At 66.0% G+C, this 18244-nt stretch carries 13 protein-coding genes; 8 read left to right on the top strand and 5 right to left on the bottom strand.

The features are described from left to right. Nucleotides 1–11 precede the first annotated feature (11 nt). The 3 genes from AAG092_RS04275 to AAG092_RS04265 all read left to right on the top strand — a co-directional run bounded on the left by AAG092_RS04275 (nucleotide 12) and on the right by AAG092_RS04265 (nucleotide 2987). Nucleotides 12–611, top strand: a complete 600-nt coding sequence (locus AAG092_RS04275; protein ID WP_373389554.1) for a DsbA family protein — start codon at nucleotides 12–14, stop codon at nucleotides 609–611. Beyond that, nucleotides 604–2382 carry an ABC transporter ATP-binding protein gene (locus tag AAG092_RS04270; RefSeq protein WP_373388684.1) on the top strand — a complete coding sequence of 593 codons (1779 nt, stop codon included), beginning with the start codon at nucleotides 604–606 and terminating at the stop codon, nucleotides 2380–2382. The genes AAG092_RS04275 and AAG092_RS04270 overlap by 8 nt, the downstream gene beginning before the upstream one ends. Before the next feature lie 92 nt (nucleotides 2383–2474). Then, entirely contained in the window at nucleotides 2475–2987 is a 513-nt protein-coding gene (locus AAG092_RS04265) for a hypothetical protein (protein ID WP_373388683.1), read from the top strand. A 163-nt stretch (nucleotides 2988–3150) separates the two neighbouring features. Here the strand turns inward: AAG092_RS04265 and AAG092_RS04260 are convergent, their stop codons facing one another. From AAG092_RS04260 to ccoG, 3 genes are all read right to left on the bottom strand, one after another. Beyond that, a complete protein-coding gene (locus AAG092_RS04260; RefSeq protein ID WP_373388682.1) occupies nucleotides 3151–3756 on the bottom strand; it encodes a hypothetical protein in 606 nt (201 codons plus the stop codon). Nucleotides 3757–3843: 87 nt separating this feature from the next. Then, entirely contained in the window at nucleotides 3844–5253 is a 1410-nt protein-coding gene (gene mapR, locus AAG092_RS04255; protein WP_373389553.1) for a GntR family transcriptional regulator MpaR, read from the bottom strand. 62 nt (nucleotides 5254–5315) lie between these two features. Then, nucleotides 5316–6731, bottom strand: coding sequence for a cytochrome c oxidase accessory protein CcoG (gene ccoG, locus AAG092_RS04250; RefSeq protein ID WP_373388681.1), 1416 nt, complete (start codon nucleotides 6729–6731; stop codon nucleotides 5316–5318). Between the two features lie 372 nt (nucleotides 6732–7103). On the opposite strand from ccoG, the gene hppD reads away from it, so the two are divergent. The 4 genes from hppD to maiA all read left to right on the top strand — a co-directional run bounded on the left by hppD (nucleotide 7104) and on the right by maiA (nucleotide 11111). Continuing rightward, nucleotides 7104–8186 carry a 4-hydroxyphenylpyruvate dioxygenase gene (gene hppD, locus AAG092_RS04245; RefSeq protein WP_373388680.1) on the top strand — a complete coding sequence of 361 codons (1083 nt, stop codon included), beginning with the start codon at nucleotides 7104–7106 and terminating at the stop codon, nucleotides 8184–8186. A 4-nt stretch (nucleotides 8187–8190) separates the two neighbouring features. After that, nucleotides 8191–9330 (top strand): homogentisate 1,2-dioxygenase, encoded by a 1140-nt coding sequence (locus AAG092_RS04240; protein WP_373388679.1) that lies wholly within the window; start codon nucleotides 8191–8193, stop codon nucleotides 9328–9330. A 145-nt stretch (nucleotides 9331–9475) separates the two neighbouring features. Further along, the gene (locus tag AAG092_RS04235; protein WP_373388678.1) at nucleotides 9476–10459 is read left to right on the top strand and encodes a fumarylacetoacetate hydrolase family protein; all 984 of its coding nucleotides are present in this window, start codon (nucleotides 9476–9478) and stop codon (nucleotides 10457–10459) included. After that, nucleotides 10449–11111 (top strand): maleylacetoacetate isomerase, encoded by a 663-nt coding sequence (gene maiA, locus AAG092_RS04230; protein ID WP_373388677.1) that lies wholly within the window; start codon nucleotides 10449–10451, stop codon nucleotides 11109–11111. The genes AAG092_RS04235 and maiA overlap by 11 nt, the downstream gene beginning before the upstream one ends. Before the next feature lie 795 nt (nucleotides 11112–11906). On the opposite strand, the gene AAG092_RS04225 is transcribed toward maiA, so the two are convergent. Both AAG092_RS04225 and AAG092_RS04220 read right to left on the bottom strand, forming a co-directional pair. Next, complete coding sequence (locus tag AAG092_RS04225; RefSeq protein WP_373388676.1) at nucleotides 11907–13754, bottom strand: AAA family ATPase; 1848 nt, start codon at nucleotides 13752–13754, stop codon at nucleotides 11907–11909. Nucleotides 13755–13936: 182 nt separating this feature from the next. Next, complete coding sequence (locus tag AAG092_RS04220; protein ID WP_373388675.1) at nucleotides 13937–14404, bottom strand: Lrp/AsnC family transcriptional regulator; 468 nt, start codon at nucleotides 14402–14404, stop codon at nucleotides 13937–13939. 198 nt (nucleotides 14405–14602) lie between these two features. On the opposite strand from AAG092_RS04220, the gene AAG092_RS04215 reads away from it, so the two are divergent. Next, nucleotides 14603–18070 (top strand): indolepyruvate ferredoxin oxidoreductase family protein, encoded by a 3468-nt coding sequence (locus AAG092_RS04215; RefSeq protein WP_373388674.1) that lies wholly within the window; start codon nucleotides 14603–14605, stop codon nucleotides 18068–18070. The last annotated feature ends 174 nt before the right edge of the window (nucleotides 18071–18244 follow it).

The raw sequence follows: 18244 nt of genomic DNA, 5'->3' as shown, positions 1-18244 counted from the left end.
TGATGGACCCCATGTGTTCCTGGTGCTGGGGCTTCGCCCCGGTCGTCGAGGCCCTGGCCGAGCAGGCCGGCGCGGCCGGCGTGCCGCTGCAGCTGGTGGTCGGCGGCCTGCGCCGCGAGCGCGCGGCCATGGATCCGGCGGCGCGGGTGCGCATCCTCGCCCACTGGCAGGCGGTCAACGCCAGCACCGGCCAGCTGTTCAACTTCCGCGACGGCCTGCCCGAGGGCTTCGTCTACGACACCGAGCCGGCCTGCCGCGCCCTGGTCACCGCGCGCCAGCTGGACGAGCAGAGCGTGGTCCCGCTGGCCGGGCTGATCCAGCAGGCCTTCTACGCCGAGGGCCGCGACGTGACCCGCGCCCAGCTGCTGGTGGAGCTGGCCGAGCGTGCCGGCATCCCGCGCATCGAGTTCGCCGCCGCCTTCGACAGCGAGGCCATGCAGGCGGCCACCGCCGCCGACTTCGCCTGGGTGCAGGACCTCGGCATCGCCGGCTTCCCTACTCTGCTGGCCGAGCGGGACGGCCAGCTGGCCCTGCTGACCAATGGCTACCAGCCGCTGCAGGCCCTGGCGCCGCTGCTCGGGCGCTGGCTGGAGCGTGCCGCACATGCCTGACCGCCTGAGCTGGGCGGAGATCCGCCAGCTGGCCCTGCGGCATCGCAAGGGCCTGATCCTGGCCAACCTGATCGCCGTGTTCGCCACCCTGTGCAGCGTGCCCATTCCGCTGCTGCTGCCGCTGCTGGTGGACGAGGTGCTGCTGGGGCAGGGCGATGCCGCGCTCAAGGTGATGGACCGCTTCCTGCCCGCGGCCTGGGAGAGCGCCGCCGGCTACATCGGCCTGATGCTGGCACTGACCCTGGTGCTGCGCCTCGGTGCCCTGGTGGCCAACGTGCTGCAGGCGCGGCTGTTCGCCCGCCTGTCCAAGGACGTGATCTACCGCCTGCGCATCCGCCTGATCGAGCGGCTCAAGCGCATCGCCCTGGGCGAGTACGAGAACCTCGGCGGCGGCACGGTCAGCGCGCACCTGGTCACCGACCTGGACACCCTCGACAAATTCATCGGCGAAACCCTCAGCCGCGTGCTGGTGGCCCTGCTCACCCTGACCGGCACGGCGGCCATCCTGCTGTGGATGCACTGGCAGCTGGCGCTGCTGATCCTGCTGTTCAACCCGCTGGTGATCTACGCCACGGTGCAGCTGGGCAAGCAGGTCAAGCAGCTGAAGAAGCTGGAGAACGACAGCACCTCGCGCTTCACCCAGGCGCTGACCGAGACCCTGGAGGCGATCCAGGAAGTACGCGCCGGCAACCGCCAGGGCTTCTTCCTCGGCCGCCTCGGCCAGCGCGCCCGCGAGGTGCGCGACTACGCCGTGGCCTCGCAGTGGAAGAGCGATGCGGCCGGGCGCACCAGCGGCCTGCTGTTCCAGTTCGGCATCGACCTGTTTCGTGCCGTGGCCATGCTCACCGTGCTGTTCTCCGACCTGTCGATCGGCCAGATGCTCGCGGTGTTCAGCTACCTGTGGTTCATGATCGGCCCGGTCGAGCAGCTGCTCGGCCTGCAGTACGCCTACTACGCCGCCGGCGGCGCCCTGGCGCGGATCAACGAGCTGCTGGCGCGCGCCGACGAGCCGCAGCACGAGGGCCGCGTCGATCCGTTCAAGGGCCGCGAGACGGTCGGCATCGAGGTGCGCGGCCTGCGCTTCGCCTATGCCGACGAGCCGGTGCTGAACGAGCTCAACCTGAGCATCGCGCCCGGCGAGAAGGTCGCCATAGTCGGCGCTTCCGGCGGCGGCAAGAGCACCCTGGTGCAGCTGCTGCTCGGTCTCTACAGCCCGCAGGCGGGGAGCATCCGCTTCGGCGGCGCGAGCCTGGAGGAAATCGGCCTGGAGCGGGTGCGCGAGCACGTGGCGGTGGTGTTGCAGCACCCGGCGCTGTTCAACGACACGGTGCGCGCCAACCTGTGCATGGGCCGTGAACGCAGCGACGAGGCCTGCTGGCAGGCCCTGGAGATCGCCCAGCTGGCGCCCGCCATCCGTGCCCTGCCGCAGGGCCTGGACAGCATGGTCGGGCGTTCCGGCGTGCGCTTGTCCGGTGGCCAGCGCCAGCGCCTGGCCATCGCCCGCATGGTGCTGGCCGAGCCCCGGGTGGTGATCCTCGACGAGGCCACCTCGGCCCTCGACGCCGCCACCGAGTACGCCCTGCACCAAGCCCTGGGGCGCTTCCTCAACGGCCGCACCACGCTGATCATCGCCCACCGCCTGAGTGCGGTGAAACAGGCCGACCGCGTGCTGGTGTTCGACGGCGGCAGCATCGCCGAGGACGGCGACCACCAGCAGCTGATCGCCGAGGGTGGGCTGTACGCCAAGCTGTACGGGCACCTGCAGCACTAATTCCGCTGTCCCTTGTCTCACTCCTGTGACGGTCTGCCGTGTTTCGGACGGTGGCTGAAATAGACTGCAGAATCCGGTGCTGTGGAGGATTGATGATGCGGAAATTACCGACTGTGCTGGCCTTGTCGGCCAGTGCCTTGCTGCTGGCTACAGCGGTGCTGCCGCCTGAGGCCAACCCCTTGATCGACTCGGCCTATGCGCGTGACGGTGGAGGCGGTGGCGGTGGCGGTGGCGGTGGCGGTGGCGGCGGCGGAGGCGGAGGTGGCGGCAGCGGTGGTCACGGTGGCGGCCATGGCGGTGGAGTGGGTGGCGGTCACGGTGATGGTGTGGGTGGCGGCAAGGGGCATGCCTTGGCCGGTGGCGAGCACTCCCAGGGCAAGGGCCAAGGCCTCGGTCATGCGACCGGAACCGGCGTTGGTCAGGGCCAGGGCCATGGCACGACCACTTCGGCGGCAGCCCGCTCCGGCCTGACGACTGGGCTGGCCAAGGCCATTGACGTGGTGGCCACTACGCCGGCGGCCATCGCCGGAGCACTGGGCTTGAGCAAGGCCGTGGAAGCCCAAGACAGGGATCCGGCGGATAACGCCGACGAGACCGCCGATTGAGCGGATGGTGGATAGGCGCTGGAGAATCGAGTCCGCTGTTCAGTCGTAGCCCGGATGCAATCCGGGAAGCAGGCCACTCCATAGCCCGGGTTGCATCCGGGCTATGGAGGGTCAAGGGCGTAGATTTCTCACTGCCTATGCGCAGGGCGTTGCGCCCGCCGCTTTATTTGCCCTCTTCCCCCGACCACTCCTGCAGCGCCTTGACCCGCGCCTGGCTATCGGCCAGCGGCTTGGCCAGGGACTCCTCGTAGAAGTCCAGCCAGCTGCGCGAGCCCGGGGTCATGCCGGCCAGTTCGCGCATGCCGTCCTTGAGTGCGCCGAGGGTGTGCTGGTAGTTGCGCTCCTGGCCGATCAGGGTGCGCGCGAGCATGCGCACGTTGTCCTTGTCCTGCTCGCCGCTGGCGGCCGCCGCAGGCGCGGCGTCGCCCGGCGCGGCCGGCTTCTGTTGCTGCTGCGAGAGCATCAGGATGAGCTTCTGCTGATCCTTGAGCTGCTGCTGCAGCGGGCTGATCTGCAGCTGCAGGGCGGCGACCTCCTTCTGCAGCGTCTCGACGCTGGCGCGACTGGCCAGGGCCGCCAGGGTTTCCTCGTCCGGCTCGGCGGAGCCACCGAGCACGGCCACCAGCACCCAGGCGATCAGGTTCAGCAGCAGGGCGCCGGCCAGGCCGTAGATCAGCAGGCGGTTGAGCTTGCCGGCCTGTTCCAGCTGCTCGATGCGCTGCGCGTCGTCGAGCACCTCGATGGCGGTCGTTTGGTTGTCGTCAGTCATGGGCTTCACCCTTCATTCTTGTGCTGCGCCTCCTGCGCCGTTCATGTCAGTGTGCCACTATTTTCCGGCGGATGCCGCGCGGGCCGCTCAGAATGAGGCCAGGATTCGCCCCAGCAGTTCCATCGCCGCCTCGCTCTGGGCGTCCCAGGGGTGACCATGGTTCAGTCGCGCGCAATGGCGGAAGCCGCGGGTGGCGGAGAAGATCGGCCCCGGCGCCAGGCTGATGCCCTGGGCCAGGGCCAGCTGGAACAGCTGTAGCGAGTCGACCCGCGCGGGAAATTCGAACCACAGGAAGTAGCCGCCGGCCGGGCGGCTCACCCGCGTCTCGGCCGGGAAATGCCGGGCGGCGGAGGCGAGCATGGCCGCCTGCTGGGTCTCCAGGGCGATGCGCAGCTTGCGCAGGTGGCGGTCGTAGCCGCCGTGCTGCAGGTAGTCGGCGATGGCCGCCTGGGCCGGCACCGAGGGCGAGATGGTGGTCATCAGCTTGAGCCGGGCGATCTGCTCGGCGAAGCGCCCGCCGGCCACCCAGCCGACCCGGTAGCCCGGCGCCAGGCTCTTGGAGAAGGAGCCGCAGTGCATCACCAGGCCCTGGTCGTCGCAGCCCTTCACCGGCCGTGGCGGTTGCTGGCCGTAATGCAGCTCGGCGTAAACGTCGTCCTCGATCAGCGGCACCTGGTGGCGCTTGAGCAGGGCATATAGCTCGGCCTTCTTCGCCTCCGTCAGGCTGGCGCCCATGGGGTTCTGCAGGCTGCTCATGAACCAGCAGGCCTTGATCGGCAGGCTGTCCAGGCGCTCGGCCAGCACGCCGAGGTCGATGCCCTCGCGCGGGTGCACGGGAATCTCCACCGCCTTGAGCTTGAGGCGCTCCAGCACCTGCAGGGTGGCGTAGAAGGCCGGCGCCTCGATGGCCACCAGGTCGCCCGGCCGGGTCACCGTCTGCAGGCACAGGTTGAGCGCCTCCATGGCTCCGTTGGTGATCACCAGTTCCTCCAGCGCCAGGCGCACCCCGGCGACCATGTAGCGCAGGGCGATCTGCCGGCGCAGGTCGGGGTTGCCGGCGGTCATGTCGGCGATCACCGCGTGGCCCGGCATGTCGCGCAGGGCATGGGCCATGCTGCGCGCCAGGCGCGGCAGGGGGAACAGTTCGGGGCTGGGGAAGGCCGAGCCGAAGGGCACGGTGGCCGGGTCCTTGAGCGAGCCGAGCACGGAGAACACCAGCTCGCTGACGTCCACCGCCGTGCTGGCGGCCGGGGTGGCGCCGACCTGCGGCTCGGCCAGCGGCTGGCGCGCCAGCTCGCGGACGAAATAGCCGGAACGGGCGCGGGCCTGGATCAGGCCGCGATCCTCCAGCAGGTAGTAGGCCTGGAACACGGTGGACGGGCTGACCCCGTAGGTGCGGCCGGCGTGGCGCACCGAGGGCACGCGCTCGCCGGGGGCGAGCACGCCGGAGCGGATCAGCTCGGCGATCTGGTCGGCGAATTGCTCGTAGCGCTTCATCTTGTCCGTGAGGGTGGCCGTGGGCAGGTCACAGTCTACGGGCAGCAGGCGGGGCGCGGCCATCAGCGCCCGCTCGGTGCGATGAAGGTGCTGTCGGCCTCCTGGCGCTCCTCGCCGTCGTGCATGTTGATCACCTCGAAGCGTACCGGCGCCGGGCTGCGGCCCAGCGGCTCGCGCTCCAGCACCACGCTGACCGGTACCTCGAGGATCTCGCCGGCGGCCAGGCGCAGGTCGCTCGGCCCGTTCAGGCGGAACGGCTGGCCGGGCACCAGGCCCAGGTGGTAGCGCTGCGGCTGCTGGCTCTTGTTGATCAGCTTGAGGCGGTAGACGTTCTCGATCTGCCCGGCGGCGTTCTCGCGGAACATACCGCGGTCCTTGGCCACGTCGAGGGACACCAGGGCGCGGGCCTGCAGGGCCCAGGCGAAGGCGCCGATCATCAGCAGCAGGGCCGCCGCGTAGCCGACCAGGCGCGGCCGCAGCAACTGGCGGCGGCCGCCCTGCATCTCGCGCTCGGAGCCGTAGCGGATCAGGCCGCGGGCGTAGCCCATCTTGTCCATCACGCTGTCGCAGGCGTCGATGCAGGCGGCGCAGCCGATGCACTCGACCTGCAGGCCGTCGCGGATGTCGATGCCGGTGGGGCAAACCTGTACGCACATCGTGCAGTCGATGCAGTCGCCGAGGCCCTCGGCCCGGTGGTCGACCTCCTTCCTGCGCGGGCCGCGGTGCTCGCCGCGGGCGGCGTCATAGGCCACCAGCAGGGTGTCGCGGTCGAACATCACGCCCTGGAAGCGCGCGTAGGGGCACATGTACACGCAGACCTTGTCGCGCAGCCAGCCGGCGTTGAGGTAGGTGGCGCCGGTGAAGAACAGCATCCAGAACAGCGCGGCGCCCTCCAGTTGGCCGCCGAACAGCTCGGCCGCCAGCGGGCGGATCGGCGTGAAGTAGCCGATGAAGGTCAGCGCCGTGAGCAGGCTCAGCGCCAGCCACAGGCCGTGCTTGGCGGCGCGGCGCAGCAGCTTGGCCGGGCCCCAGGGGGCGGCGTCGAGCTTGATGCGCTGGTTGCGTTCGCCCTCGGTGAGCTTCTCCACCCACATGAACAGCCAGGTCCACACGCTCTGCGGGCAGGTGTAGCCGCACCAGACGCGGCCGGCGAACACCGTGATGGTGAACAGGCCGAAGGCGCAGATGATCAGCAGCGCCGAGAGCAGGATGAAGTCCTGCGGCCAGAAGGTGGCGCCGAAGATGTAGTAGCGGTGCTCGGCCAGGTTCCACAGCACCGCCTGGCGACCATCCCAGTCCAGCCAGGCGGTGCCGAAGAAGATCAGCATCAGCAGCCCCGCGCCGTACAGGCGCAGGTTGCGGAAGCGGCCGCTGAAGCTGCGGGTGTGGATCGCTCCGCCGGCTTGTGCCGGGGTCAGGCGGGACGGCTGGCGCGGCGCGTCGGATTCGATGATCCGCGCCGCTATGCGCTCGCTCATGGTGGGCCTCTCGGGCTGCTAATCGGGCTGCGCGCACTGTGCCTGCCGGGCTGTTTGCATAACAGACTCAGGTTTGCCGGGAAAAACCGTATCAGATGCGTCGCGGGCGCAGTGCGGCGCAGGAGCGCAGCAGGTGGCAGCCGCCTGAACCACGCTGGCAAGAAATCGTTACGTGGATGCCGAGGTTCGGGGAGGGCTCCCGCTCGATTCGGGCGGTGTAAGAAAAACTTGCCGGCCCGCCAGGCTATCCCGCTTCTGGCGGCATCCGCCTCGGCTTGTCCGCGTGCCGGCTCGGGGTTGTGATGGGGGCAACCCACCCGCACCGCCGCCAAGGCGGGCGACTGCCCGACAACAACAATTCAGGGAGGCCGGATGAACGCCGTGGCCAAGATCGATCAGCACAACCCCATCGGAACCGACGGTTTCGAGTTCGTCGAATTCACCGCGCCGACGCCGGAGGGCATCGAGCAGCTGCGCCAGCTGTTCACCGCCATGGGCTTCACCGAAACGGCCAAGCACCGCTCCAAGCAGGTCTGGCTGTTCCAGCAGAACGACATCAACTTCGTGCTCAACGGCAACCCCACCGGCCATGTCCGCGCCTTCGGCGAGAAGCACGGGCCGAGCGCCTGCGCCATGGCCTTCCGGGTGAAGAACGCGGCCCAGGCCGCCGCCTACGTCGAGCAGCAGGGCGCCAAGCTGGTCGGCAGCCACGCCAACTTCGGCGAGCTGAACATCCCCTGCGTCGAAGGCATCGGCGGCTCGCTGCTGTACCTGGTCGACCGCTACGGCGACAAGACCATCTACGACGTCGACTTCGAATACATCGAGGGCCGCTCGGCGGGCGACCATGCCGTCGGCCTGCAGCAGATCGACCACCTGACCCACAACGTCAAGCGCGGGCAGATGGACGTCTGGTCCGGCTTCTACGAGCGCATCGCCAACTTCCGCGAGATCCGCTACTTCGACATCGAAGGCAAGCTCACCGGCCTGTTCTCCCGCGCCATGACCGCGCCCTGCGGCAAGATCCGCATCCCGATCAACGAGTCGGCCGACGACAAGTCGCAGATCGAGGAATTCATCCGCGAGTACCACGGCGAGGGCATCCAGCACATCGCCATGAGCACCGACGATATCTACGAGACAGTGCGCCGCCTGCGCGCCAACGGCGTGGACTTCATGACCACCCCGGACACCTATTATGAAAAGGTCGACAGCCGCGTGGCCGGCCACGGCGAGCCACTGGACCAGCTGCGCGAGCTGAACATCCTGATCGACGGGGCGCCGGGCGACGACGGCATCCTGCTGCAGATCTTCACCAACACGGTGATCGGCCCGATCTTCTTCGAGATCATCCAGCGCAAGGGCAACCAGGGCTTCGGCGAGGGCAACTTCAAGGCGCTGTTCGAATCCATCGAGGAAGACCAGCTGCGTCGTGGCGTGATCACTCAGGAGTGATGCGATGAGCCGCCAATGGATCAGCTTCCCCCTGCGCGAGGGCGAGCACTCGCGCCAGGCGCACTGCGATTTCCCCGAGGGCACCTACGAGCGGGAGATGGGTCGCGAGGGCTTCTTCGGCCCGGTGACCCACCTGCACCACAAGCACCCGCCCACTGGCTGGGTCGACTGGGAAGGGCCGCTGCGCCCGCACGCCTTCAACTTCAACAAGATTTCCAGCGAGCGCGACTGCCCGCTGGAGGCGCCACTATGCCTGCATAACGCCGACGTGAAGTTGCGCGTGTGGAAGACCCACGGCGCCATGCGCCACCTGGTGCGCAACAGCGACGGCGACGAGCTGCTGTTCGTGCATGACGGCGCCGGCCACTTCTACTGCGACTTCGGCCACCTGGAGTACCGCGACGGCGACTACCTGCTGATCCCGCGTGGCACCGCCTGGCGCATCGAGCCGAGCGCGCCTAGCCACTTCCTGCTGATCGAGAACACCGACGGCGCCTACCAGCTGCCGGACAAGGGCCTGCTCGGCCCGCAGGCGATCTTTGATCCGGCGGTGCTCGAACACCCGCACATCGACGCCGCCTTCAAGGCCCAGCAGGACGAGCACACCTGGCAGGTGCGCATCAAGCGGCGCAACCAGATCAGCACCGTCACCTACCCGTTCAACCCGCTGGATGCGGTGGGCTGGCATGGCGACAACACGGTGGTGCGCCTGAACTGGCGCGATATCCGCCCGTTGATGAGCCATCGCTACCACCTGCCGCCGTCGGCCCATACCACTTTCGTCGCCAATGGTTTTGTTGTGTGCACCTTCACCCCGCGCCCGGTCGAGTCAGATCCCGGTGCGCTCAAGGTGCCGTTCTTCCACAACAACGACGACTACGACGAGGTGCTGTTCTACCACCGCGGCAACTTCTTCAGCCGCGACAACATCGAGGCCGGCATGGTCACCCTGCACCCCTGCGGCTTCCCCCACGGCCCGCACCCCAAGGCGCTGAAGAAGGCCCAGGAAGACCCGGCCACCTTCGCCGAGGAAGTGGCGGTGATGATCGACACCCGCCGCGCGCTGGAGGTGGCCGAGGCCGCCGCTGCGGTGGACGTGCCCGAATACGTGAACTCCTGGCGTGCGCCGGGGAAACAAGGCTGACGCAGAACAGCCCCCTCTCCCATTCATGGGAGAGGGTTGGGGAGAGGGCAGTGCAGATCGGCACACCCTCTCCCCCGGCCCCTCTCCCACAAGTGGGAGAGGGGAGTAAAGGCCCGCGTGCGAACAGACGAATAGGTAGGAACCCATGAAACTCGCATCACTCAACCAAGGCCGCGACGGCGTGCTGATCGTCGTCTCCCGCGACCTTTCTCGCGCCGTGCAAGTGCCGCAGATCGCCGCCACCCTGCAGGCCGCGCTGGACGACTGGGCGACCAAGCGCCCGCAACTGGAAGCGGTCTATCAGCGCCTCAACGATGGCCTGGAGCTCGAAGCCTTCGCCTTCGACCAGGCCGCCTGCCACAGCCCTTTGCCGCGCGCCTACCACTGGGCTGACGGCAGCGCTTACGTCAACCACGTCGAGCTGGTGCGCAAGGCCAGGGGCGCGGAGATGCCGGAGAGCTTCTGGCACGACCCGCTGATGTACCAGGGCGGGGCGGACAGCTTTATCCCGCCGCACAGCCCGATCCGCCTGGCCGACGAGGCCTGGGGCATCGACCTGGAAGCGGAGATCGCGGTGATCACCGACGACGTGCCCATGGGCGCCACGGCCGCCGAAGCCGGCGAACATATCCGCCTGCTGCTACTGGTCAACGACGTCTCGCTGCGCAACCTGATCCCCGGCGAGCTGGCCAAGGGCTTCGGCTTCTACCAGAGCAAGCCGTCGTCGAGCTTCTCGCCGGTGGCGGTGACCCCGGACGAGCTGGGCGAGGCCTGGAAGGACGGCAAGGTGCACCGCCCGCTGGTGTCGCACATCAACGGCGCGCTGTTCGGCCAGCCCAACGCCGGCGTGGACATGACCTTCAACTTCCCGACCCTGGTGGCCCACGCCGCCAAGACCCGCCCGCTGGGCGCCGGCACCATCATCGGCTCCGGGACTGTCTCGAACTACGACCGCAGCGCGGGTTCGAGCTGCCTGGCCGAGAAGCGCATGCTGGAAATCGTCGAACAGGGCGAGGCGAAGACGCCCTTCCTCAAGTTCGGTGACCGGGTGCGCATCGAGATGTTCGACGCCGCCGGCCAGAGCATCTTCGGCGCCATCGACCAGGCGGTGGAGCGCTATGAGCACTGAGCTGACGCTCCATGGCTACTGGCGCTCCAGCGCCGCCTACCGGGTGCGCATCGCCCTCAATCTCAAGGGCCTGGCCTACCGCCAGACGCTGGTGCACCTGGTCAAGGATGGCGGCCAGCAGCATGCGGCCGAGTACCAGGCGCTCAATCCCCAGGGCCTGGTGCCGCTGCTGGTAGACGAGGGTAATGGCGGGGTGCGCATCGCCCAGTCGCTGGCCATCCTCGAATACCTGGACGAAGTCTTCCCGGTGCCGGCCCTGCTGCCGGCCGACCCTGCCCTGCGCGCCCAGGTGCGCGCCCTGGCCCTGCATATCGCCTGCGATATCCATCCGCTGAACAACCTGCGGGTGCTGCAGTACCTCAGCGCCGAGCTGGGTGTCTCGGACGAAGCCAAGAATGCCTGGTATCGGCATTGGGTGGAGAAGGGCCTGGCGGCGGTGGAGCAGGGGCTGGCGGTGCTGGACGGCGGCCTGTCGCTGGGCAACCGCCCGGGCTATCTCGAAGCCTGCGTGATCCCGCAGCTGTACAACGCGCGGCGCTTTGCCTGTTCGTTGGAGGCCTTCCCGCGCCTGTTGGAGATGGAAGAGCGCTGCCTGGCCCTCGATGCGTTCAAGGCTGCCGCGCCCGAGGCGCAGCCGGACGCAGTGCTCTAGTTCCCTCTCCCGTTTACGGGAGAGGGTTAGGGAGAGGGCGCTTTTGCTCTTGCTCTGTTGTTTGGCGATTCCGTGCCGTTGCCCATTCTGATCGTTCCCACGCTATGCGTGGGAACGCAGCCTCTGACGTTCCAGCGTCTGTCCATTTCGGCGGTTCGTGCCGCTGCTGACTTTCGTGTTAGTTGATGCATTGGTTCCGCCCTGCTGGGCGGGTTCCTTTTGGCAGTCGCCCCAAAAGGAACCAAAAGGGCTTGCCCCGCCATCCGGCCCTACGCTTCGCTCCGGGTTCGTTCGCTCCATCGCCGTTCCAGGGGCACGCCGCGAAGGGCCATCCCTGGCCCATCGCGTCTCTCGCGGCATCCATGCCGCTCAACCCCTTCCACAACGATTCCGCTCACCCTCCTGAAGGGGCGTTTGGTGCTGCCTGACAGTTCGACGAATTGGCACGCGAAGCGTGGCGGCGATCAATGCGCGAAGCGCCAAGAAAAACCACCAAGCAACTCGGAGCCCGAGTCCCCGTCAGGAGGCCGAGTGGAGGTGTTGCGCAGGGGGACGAGCCGCATGGATGCGGCGAGAGGCGTAAAGGGGCATGGACGCCCCTTGTACGCCGGCCCCCGGAGCGGCACCGGAAGGAGGGAAGTCTGGCCGCAGGCCAGACCCGGATGTCGGGGTGGCCTTCTCTTTGGTTACTTTCTCTTGGCCAGACAAGAGAAAGTGACTCGCCGTAAGGGCGAAAGGGGAGGGTTCGTTCAACGCAGTGGCTCGGAAAATAAATCTTTCCTTCCTTGTCCAAAGCTACTGAGGCGCAAACGCCTCTTGCCAATCCTGCGCTAAAAGATGGTTGGTCGCGGTATAAATCCTACCGTCCGATACCTGCGAGGCTCCTCCAACATGGTGATGAATTCTCGGGCGAAGACCGTCCATAAGCATTTTGCCGTGAGAATGTTGGAAGGAGACAGGAGTCAGTCCGTTTGCGGGAACGAAAGCATTGACTGGTGGAGGGTTGTCGGGCATTCCGGATGCAGCCCACTCTGGTTTCCCACGCTTACGTGAAACACCGTAAAGCGATGAAGATATCTGTCCACGAGCAACGCGTGCTGCATTCACGAGGTCGTCGCGCCTGAACGCGGTCACATGCGTAATAGCAGCATCGATTAATTCAGGGGCAAGGTCGTTGAAGACCTCCTTCAGATGTGCAGGTTGAGCAAATGAGTGCTCGACGTCGTTCAGAGGAGTGAAAACTTCAGTAACACGTGTCACGCCGTTACGCTGGCGTTCTGAGGCGGCAGTTGATAGCTCAAATTGCATCTCTTCTTCGGTGCGGAAGTCTCGATCTCGATGCAAGATAATTCGGGCGTCAGGACGCATGTCCGTGATCATGTTTGCCAGGAGCCTTGCTGCTGAGAGGTTTCCGCATCCGTTGTAGGAAAGCACTGCCAAGTTATCAGGTGCGCCGTTCGCTTTCGCAAGCACTGTAACCGGTCGTGTTAGCTTGTCCTCTGTCATCAGTATCACTGGTCGAGCAGGGTCGAAGGCGTCGGCACCGGCCGATAGCGCACCGAGCGTCATCAGAATCGGAATCGCAGGGCGCTGGGCGTCATCAACAGGTACTTTCGCTCCTTCGCTCATCCATGCCACTGCAGCGTCAGGGTCGTACATGAGACGTTGGATCAGTTGAGGCGAATGGCTGGCAAACAGAATGCGAGTTTGTGTCTCAGCCGCAACACTTCTAAGCGCATCATAGAGTCGCGTCTGGCTATCGGCATGTAGGTGAGCATCGGGCTCGTCCAGCAGAATCAAAGGGGGGGCATAGAAGCAGGCATAGGCGATGATCTGAATGACCTGGAGCATGCCAGTCGACGCCATGTCGAGCGTGACCGTAGCGTCAGATGTTTTGACTTCGACCTTTACGTAGCGATCACGTAGTGGATCGTGACTTACTATGACGCGTGTGCCTGGATAGCAGCGCTCAAGAAGCCGAGAGAAAGTCTTCCATCCGCTGTCTGGTAGGAGGCCAATATCGCTATCCTGGCGCCATGCAGTCCTCGCCATCTCATCTAAATCGCGCGTGAAAAGATGATCAAGAACGGTGCGTAGATAGAGGTTAGCGTCACCGTGCATGACTGCGGCGTCCATTGATCCCTTTGTCCGCCATTCTTCGCGGATCGGGATTCCGGATAAGCCAGGCGTAAATATTGAGAATGGGCGAACACTGTTCGCTAAGACGACTGCGAGGTCGTCGTCTCCCGCACGATTGATAGCGATATTTGCGTTCTTGCCGCGGCGGATTTCGAGCGTTATATGCTTGTCCGCGCTTGTGTCGAGATCTACGCCTCTGTAAGTAATCGAGTAGCCGAGATTCTGCGTCGCGCTATCTCCACGCCTCAAGTCCAGCAGTCGCTCAGTCGGTCGGAACAACACTGCATCGTTGGCGACAGTGCCTGCGAAGTCGGGCATTCCATTCGCGCGTATACCTCGAAAAGCTGCCTGTAAAATCGATACACCGAGCTGCGCCGCTTGCAGGGCGCTGCTTTTACCACTCGTATTACCGCCAACCAGCGCAGTCACTGGTTGTAAGTCAATTTCCAGGGACTCTATCCGCTTGAAGTGATTAATGGTGATTCTATCGAGCCGAACTCGCATGTATCTTCCTTAGAACATATCGATTGAATATGCTGATGTAAGAGTTGCTTGTAACACCACTTGACTCATGGCCAAAGCTCACTCTTCAGTTTTTGTAGGAGAATATCGGCCACTTACTTAGCCGTCATTTCTAGCGTAAGAAGTCACAGAGACTCAATTTTGATGCGGCCCTAGTAGGCCGCTCAATCCAACGGCAACTCCGTAGTCCTCTTCACCTCACTCATCGCAATATGCGAGTGCGCCTCGTGCACATGTGGCCGCTGCAACAGGTGGTCGCGCAGGAAGCGCTCGTAGTCGGCAATATCCTTGGCCACCACCTTGAGCAGGTAGTCCGAACCGCCGGCCATGGTGTGGCACTCCAGCACCTGCGGGTAGCCGACCACCGCCTGCTCGAACTCCTCCAGGTTGCTGCGGCCGTGGGCCGACAGCTTGATGTCGACGAACACCGTGATGCCCAGACCGAGCTTCTTCGGGTTGAGCAGGGCGACCTTGCGCTCGATCAGCCCCTCCTCCTGCATGCGATGGATGCGTCGCCAGCAGGGCGATTGCGACAGCTCCACCTTTTCGGCGATCTCGGCGGCGGAGAGGTCGGCGTTGTGCTGCAGCAGGCGGAGGATGCGGCGGTCGATGGGGCTCAGGGAATCCTGCATGAATTGTTCTCTTTATTGGTCATGAAGGGATAGGTCATGCGCAGTATCCCGCTGCAGGCCCGAAAAAAGAAAGAAAAATCCAGAACTCCTCGGTCATAGTTTTGCCCATACGACCCGTCGCGGTGATCCCGCGCCAGGGTTTAACGGCAGTGCTCAACAGGCACGCCACGCTCAGCACAAGAACAAAAGGAGCGCCCCATGTCTCTGGCCGAAATCCGTCTGGACGACAAGTACCGTGTAGCCACGGGCCAGCTGTACCTCACCGGTACCCAGGCCCTGACCCGCCTGCCCATGCTGCAGAAGCAGCGTGATGCCGCCTTCGGCCTGAATACCGCCTGCTTTATCTCCGGCTACCGGGGTTCGCCCCTGGGCAACCTGGACAAGAGCCTGTGGGACGCCAAGCAGTTCCTCCAGGAAAACCACATCCACTTCCAGCCCGGCGTCAACGAGGAGCTGGGCGCCACCGCCGTGTGGGGCAGCCAGCAGGCCAACCTATTCCCCGGCGCGCGCTACGACGGCGTGTTCGCCATGTGGTACGGCAAGGGCCCGGGCGTGGACCGCTGTGGTGACGTGTTCAAGCACGGCAACTCGGCCGGCGTGTCCCCGCATGGCGGTGTGCTGCTGCTGGCCGGCGATGACCACGGCTGCAAGTCCTCGACCATCGCCCACCAGAGCGAACATGCGTTTATCGCCGCGTCGATTCCGGTGCTCAATCCGGCCAACGTCCAGGAGATGCTCGACTACGGCATCATCGGCTGGGAGCTGTCGCGCTACAGCGGCTGCTGGGTGGCGCTCAAGACCATCGCCGAGAACGTCGATTCCTCGGCCGTGGTGGACGTCGACCCGCTGCGCGTGAAGATCAGCCTGCCGACCGACTTCCAGCTGCCGGAAGACGGCGTGCACATCCGCTGGCCGGACCCGCCCCTGGCGCAGGAAAAGCGCCTGAACATGTACAAGATCTACGCCGCGCGGGCCTTCGCCCTGGCCAACCAGCTCGACCAGATCAAGCTCGACTCGCCCAACCCGCGCCTCGGCATCATCACCACCGGCAAGTCCTACCTGGACGTGCGCCAGGCCCTCGATGACCTGGGCCTGGACGAGGCACTGTGCGCCAGGGTCGGCCTGCGCGTGCTGAAGATCGGCATGAGCTGGCCGCTGGAGCCGGTGTCCGTGCACAACTTCGCCGAAGGCCTGGACGAAATCCTGGTGGTCGAGGAGAAGCGCAGCATCATCGAGGACCAGCTCACCGGCCAGCTGTACAACTGGCCGGTCGGCAAGCGCCCGCGGGTGGTCGGCGAGTTCGACGAAGAGGGCAACTCGCTGCTGCCCAACCTGGCCGAGCTGACTCCGGCGATGATCGCCCGGGTGATCGCCAAGCGCCTGGCGCCGATCTACACCAGCCCGCAGATCGAGGAGCGCCTGGCCTTCCTCGCCGCGAAAGAAGCCGCGCTGGCCGCACCCAAGCACGACACCAAGCGTACCCCGCACTTCTGCTCCGGCTGCCCGCACAACAGCTCCACCCAGCTGCCGGAAGGCAGCCGCGCCCTCGGTGGCATCGGCTGCCACTACATGACCCAGTGGATGGACCGGCGTACCGACACCTTCACCCAGATGGGCGGCGAGGGCGCCACCTGGATCGGCCAGGCGCCGTTTACCGACACTAAACATGTGTTCCAGAACCTCGGCGACGGCACCTACTTCCACTCCGGCCACCTGGCGCTGCGCGCGGCCGTGGCCTCGGGCGTCAACATCACCTACAAGATCCTCTACAACGACGCGGTGGCCATGACCGGCGGCCAGCCGATCGACGGCGAGCTGCGCATCGATCAGCTCAGCCAGCAGGTCTATGCCGAAGGCGTGAAGCGCATTGCCCTGGTCAGCGACGAGCCGGACAAGTATCCGACCCACGCCACCTTCGCGCCCATCGTCACCTTCCACCATCGTCGTGAGCTGGACGCCGTGCAGCGTGAGCTGCGCGAGATCAAGGGCACCACGGTCATCCTGTATGACCAGACCTGCGCCACCGAGAAGCGCCGCCGCCGCAAGCGCGGCAAGCTGGCCGATCCGCAGAAACGCGCCTTCATCAACTCGGCCGTGTGCGAGGGCTGCGGCGACTGCAGCGTGAAGTCCAACTGCCTCTCCGTGCTGCCATTGGAGACCGAGCTGGGGCGCAAGCGCGAGATCGACCAGAACGCCTGCAACAAGGACTTCTCCTGCGTCGAGGGTTTCTGCCCAAGCTTCGTTACCGTGCACGGCGGCGGCCTGCGCAAGCCTGAGGCCCTCGGCGCCAAGGCGCTGTTCGTGGCTCTGCCGGAACCGCGCCAGCCGCAGCTCGACAGGCCCTGGAACATCCTCCTGCCGGGTGTCGGCGGCAGCGGCGTGACCACCGTCGGCGCCCTGCTGGGCATGGCCGCGCACCTGGAAGGCAAGGGCTGCACCGTGCTCGACCAGGCGGGTCTGGCGCAGAAGTTCGGCCCGGTGATCAGCCATATCCGCATCGCCGCCAAGCAGGACGATATCTATGCCGTGCGCATCGCCGCCGGCGAGACCGACCTGCTGCTGGCCTGCGACCTGGTGGTGGCGGCCGGCGAGGAGTCGCTGGCCAAGCTGAACGACAAGATCGCTCACGCCGTGGTCAACAGCCACGAGGCGGCCACCGCCGAATTCACCCGCAACCCGGACGCCCAGGTGCCCGGCGCAGCCATGCGCGAGGCGCTGGTGGAGGCGGTGGGTGAGGGCAAGACCCATTTCGTCGATGCCACCCGCCTGGCCACCGCGCTGCTCGGCGACACCATCGCCAGCAACCTGTTCATGCTCGGTTATGCCTATCAGAAGGGCCTGGTGCCGGTGTCGGCCGAGGCCATCAACAAGGCCATCGATCTCAACGGCGTGTCCATCCCGCTCAACCAGCAGGCCTTCCTCTGGGGCCGCCGTGCGGCCCATGACCTGGCCGCCGTGGAGCAGCTGGCCAAGCCGAAAACGCCCGATGCGCCGCGTTGCGAAACCTTCGACGAGATTGTTGCCGACCGCATGGCGCGCCTGACCGCCTACCAAGACGCGGCCTATGCGCAGCGCTACCTGGAACTGGTGACCCGCGTGCGCCAGGCCGACAGCGGTGCCGACCAGGCGCTGAGCCGCGCCGTGGCGCGCTACTACTTCAAGCTGCTGGCCTACAAGGACGAGTACGAAGTGGCGCGGCTGTATAGCGAGCCGGCCTTCCGCCAGGCGCTGGAGGCGCAGTTCGAGGGCGACTACCGCCTGCACTTCCACCTGGCGCCGAGCTGGCTGGCCAAGCCCGACCCGCGCACCGGCGCGCCGGTCAAGCGCGAGTTCGGCCCGTGGATGCTCAAGGTGTTCGCCGTGCTGGCGCGCTTCAAGTTCCTCCGTGGCAGTGTGTTCGACCCCTTCGGCCACAGCGCCGAGCGCAAGGTCGAGCGCGAGCTGATCGGCGAGTACGAGCAGTGGATCGAGCTGTTGCTCAGGGAGCAACGCCCGGACAACTACCGCACCGCCGTGGCCCTGGCCGAGCTGCCGGAGCAGATCCGCGGCTACGGCCACGTCAAGGAACAGGCCCTGGCCAAGGCCCGCGAACAGGCCAAGCAGCTCAAGGCCCGTCTGCTGGTCAGCGAGATCGCCGCCGTCCAGCTGTTCGAACCGGCCGCCTGAAAACTCACCCTCTCCCCTAGCCCCTCTCCCATGAATGGGAGAGGGGAACAGGTGCTCCCTCTCCCGCTTGCGGGAGAGGGCTGGGGAGAGGGTGGAACCCCCATCCGGCCTTCGGCCACCTTCTCCCAGGGGGAGAAGGGTTTATTCCGCACCCAACAAGAACATCGAGGAATC

It is taken from the genome of Pseudomonas alcaligenes (genome assembly GCF_041729615.1).
GTDB classification, from domain to species: Bacteria; Pseudomonadota; Gammaproteobacteria; order Pseudomonadales; family Pseudomonadaceae; genus Aquipseudomonas; species Aquipseudomonas alcaligenes_B.
The sequence above is the reverse complement of the archived record's forward strand: the minus strand, read 5'-3'. Positions and strand labels throughout refer to the sequence as shown.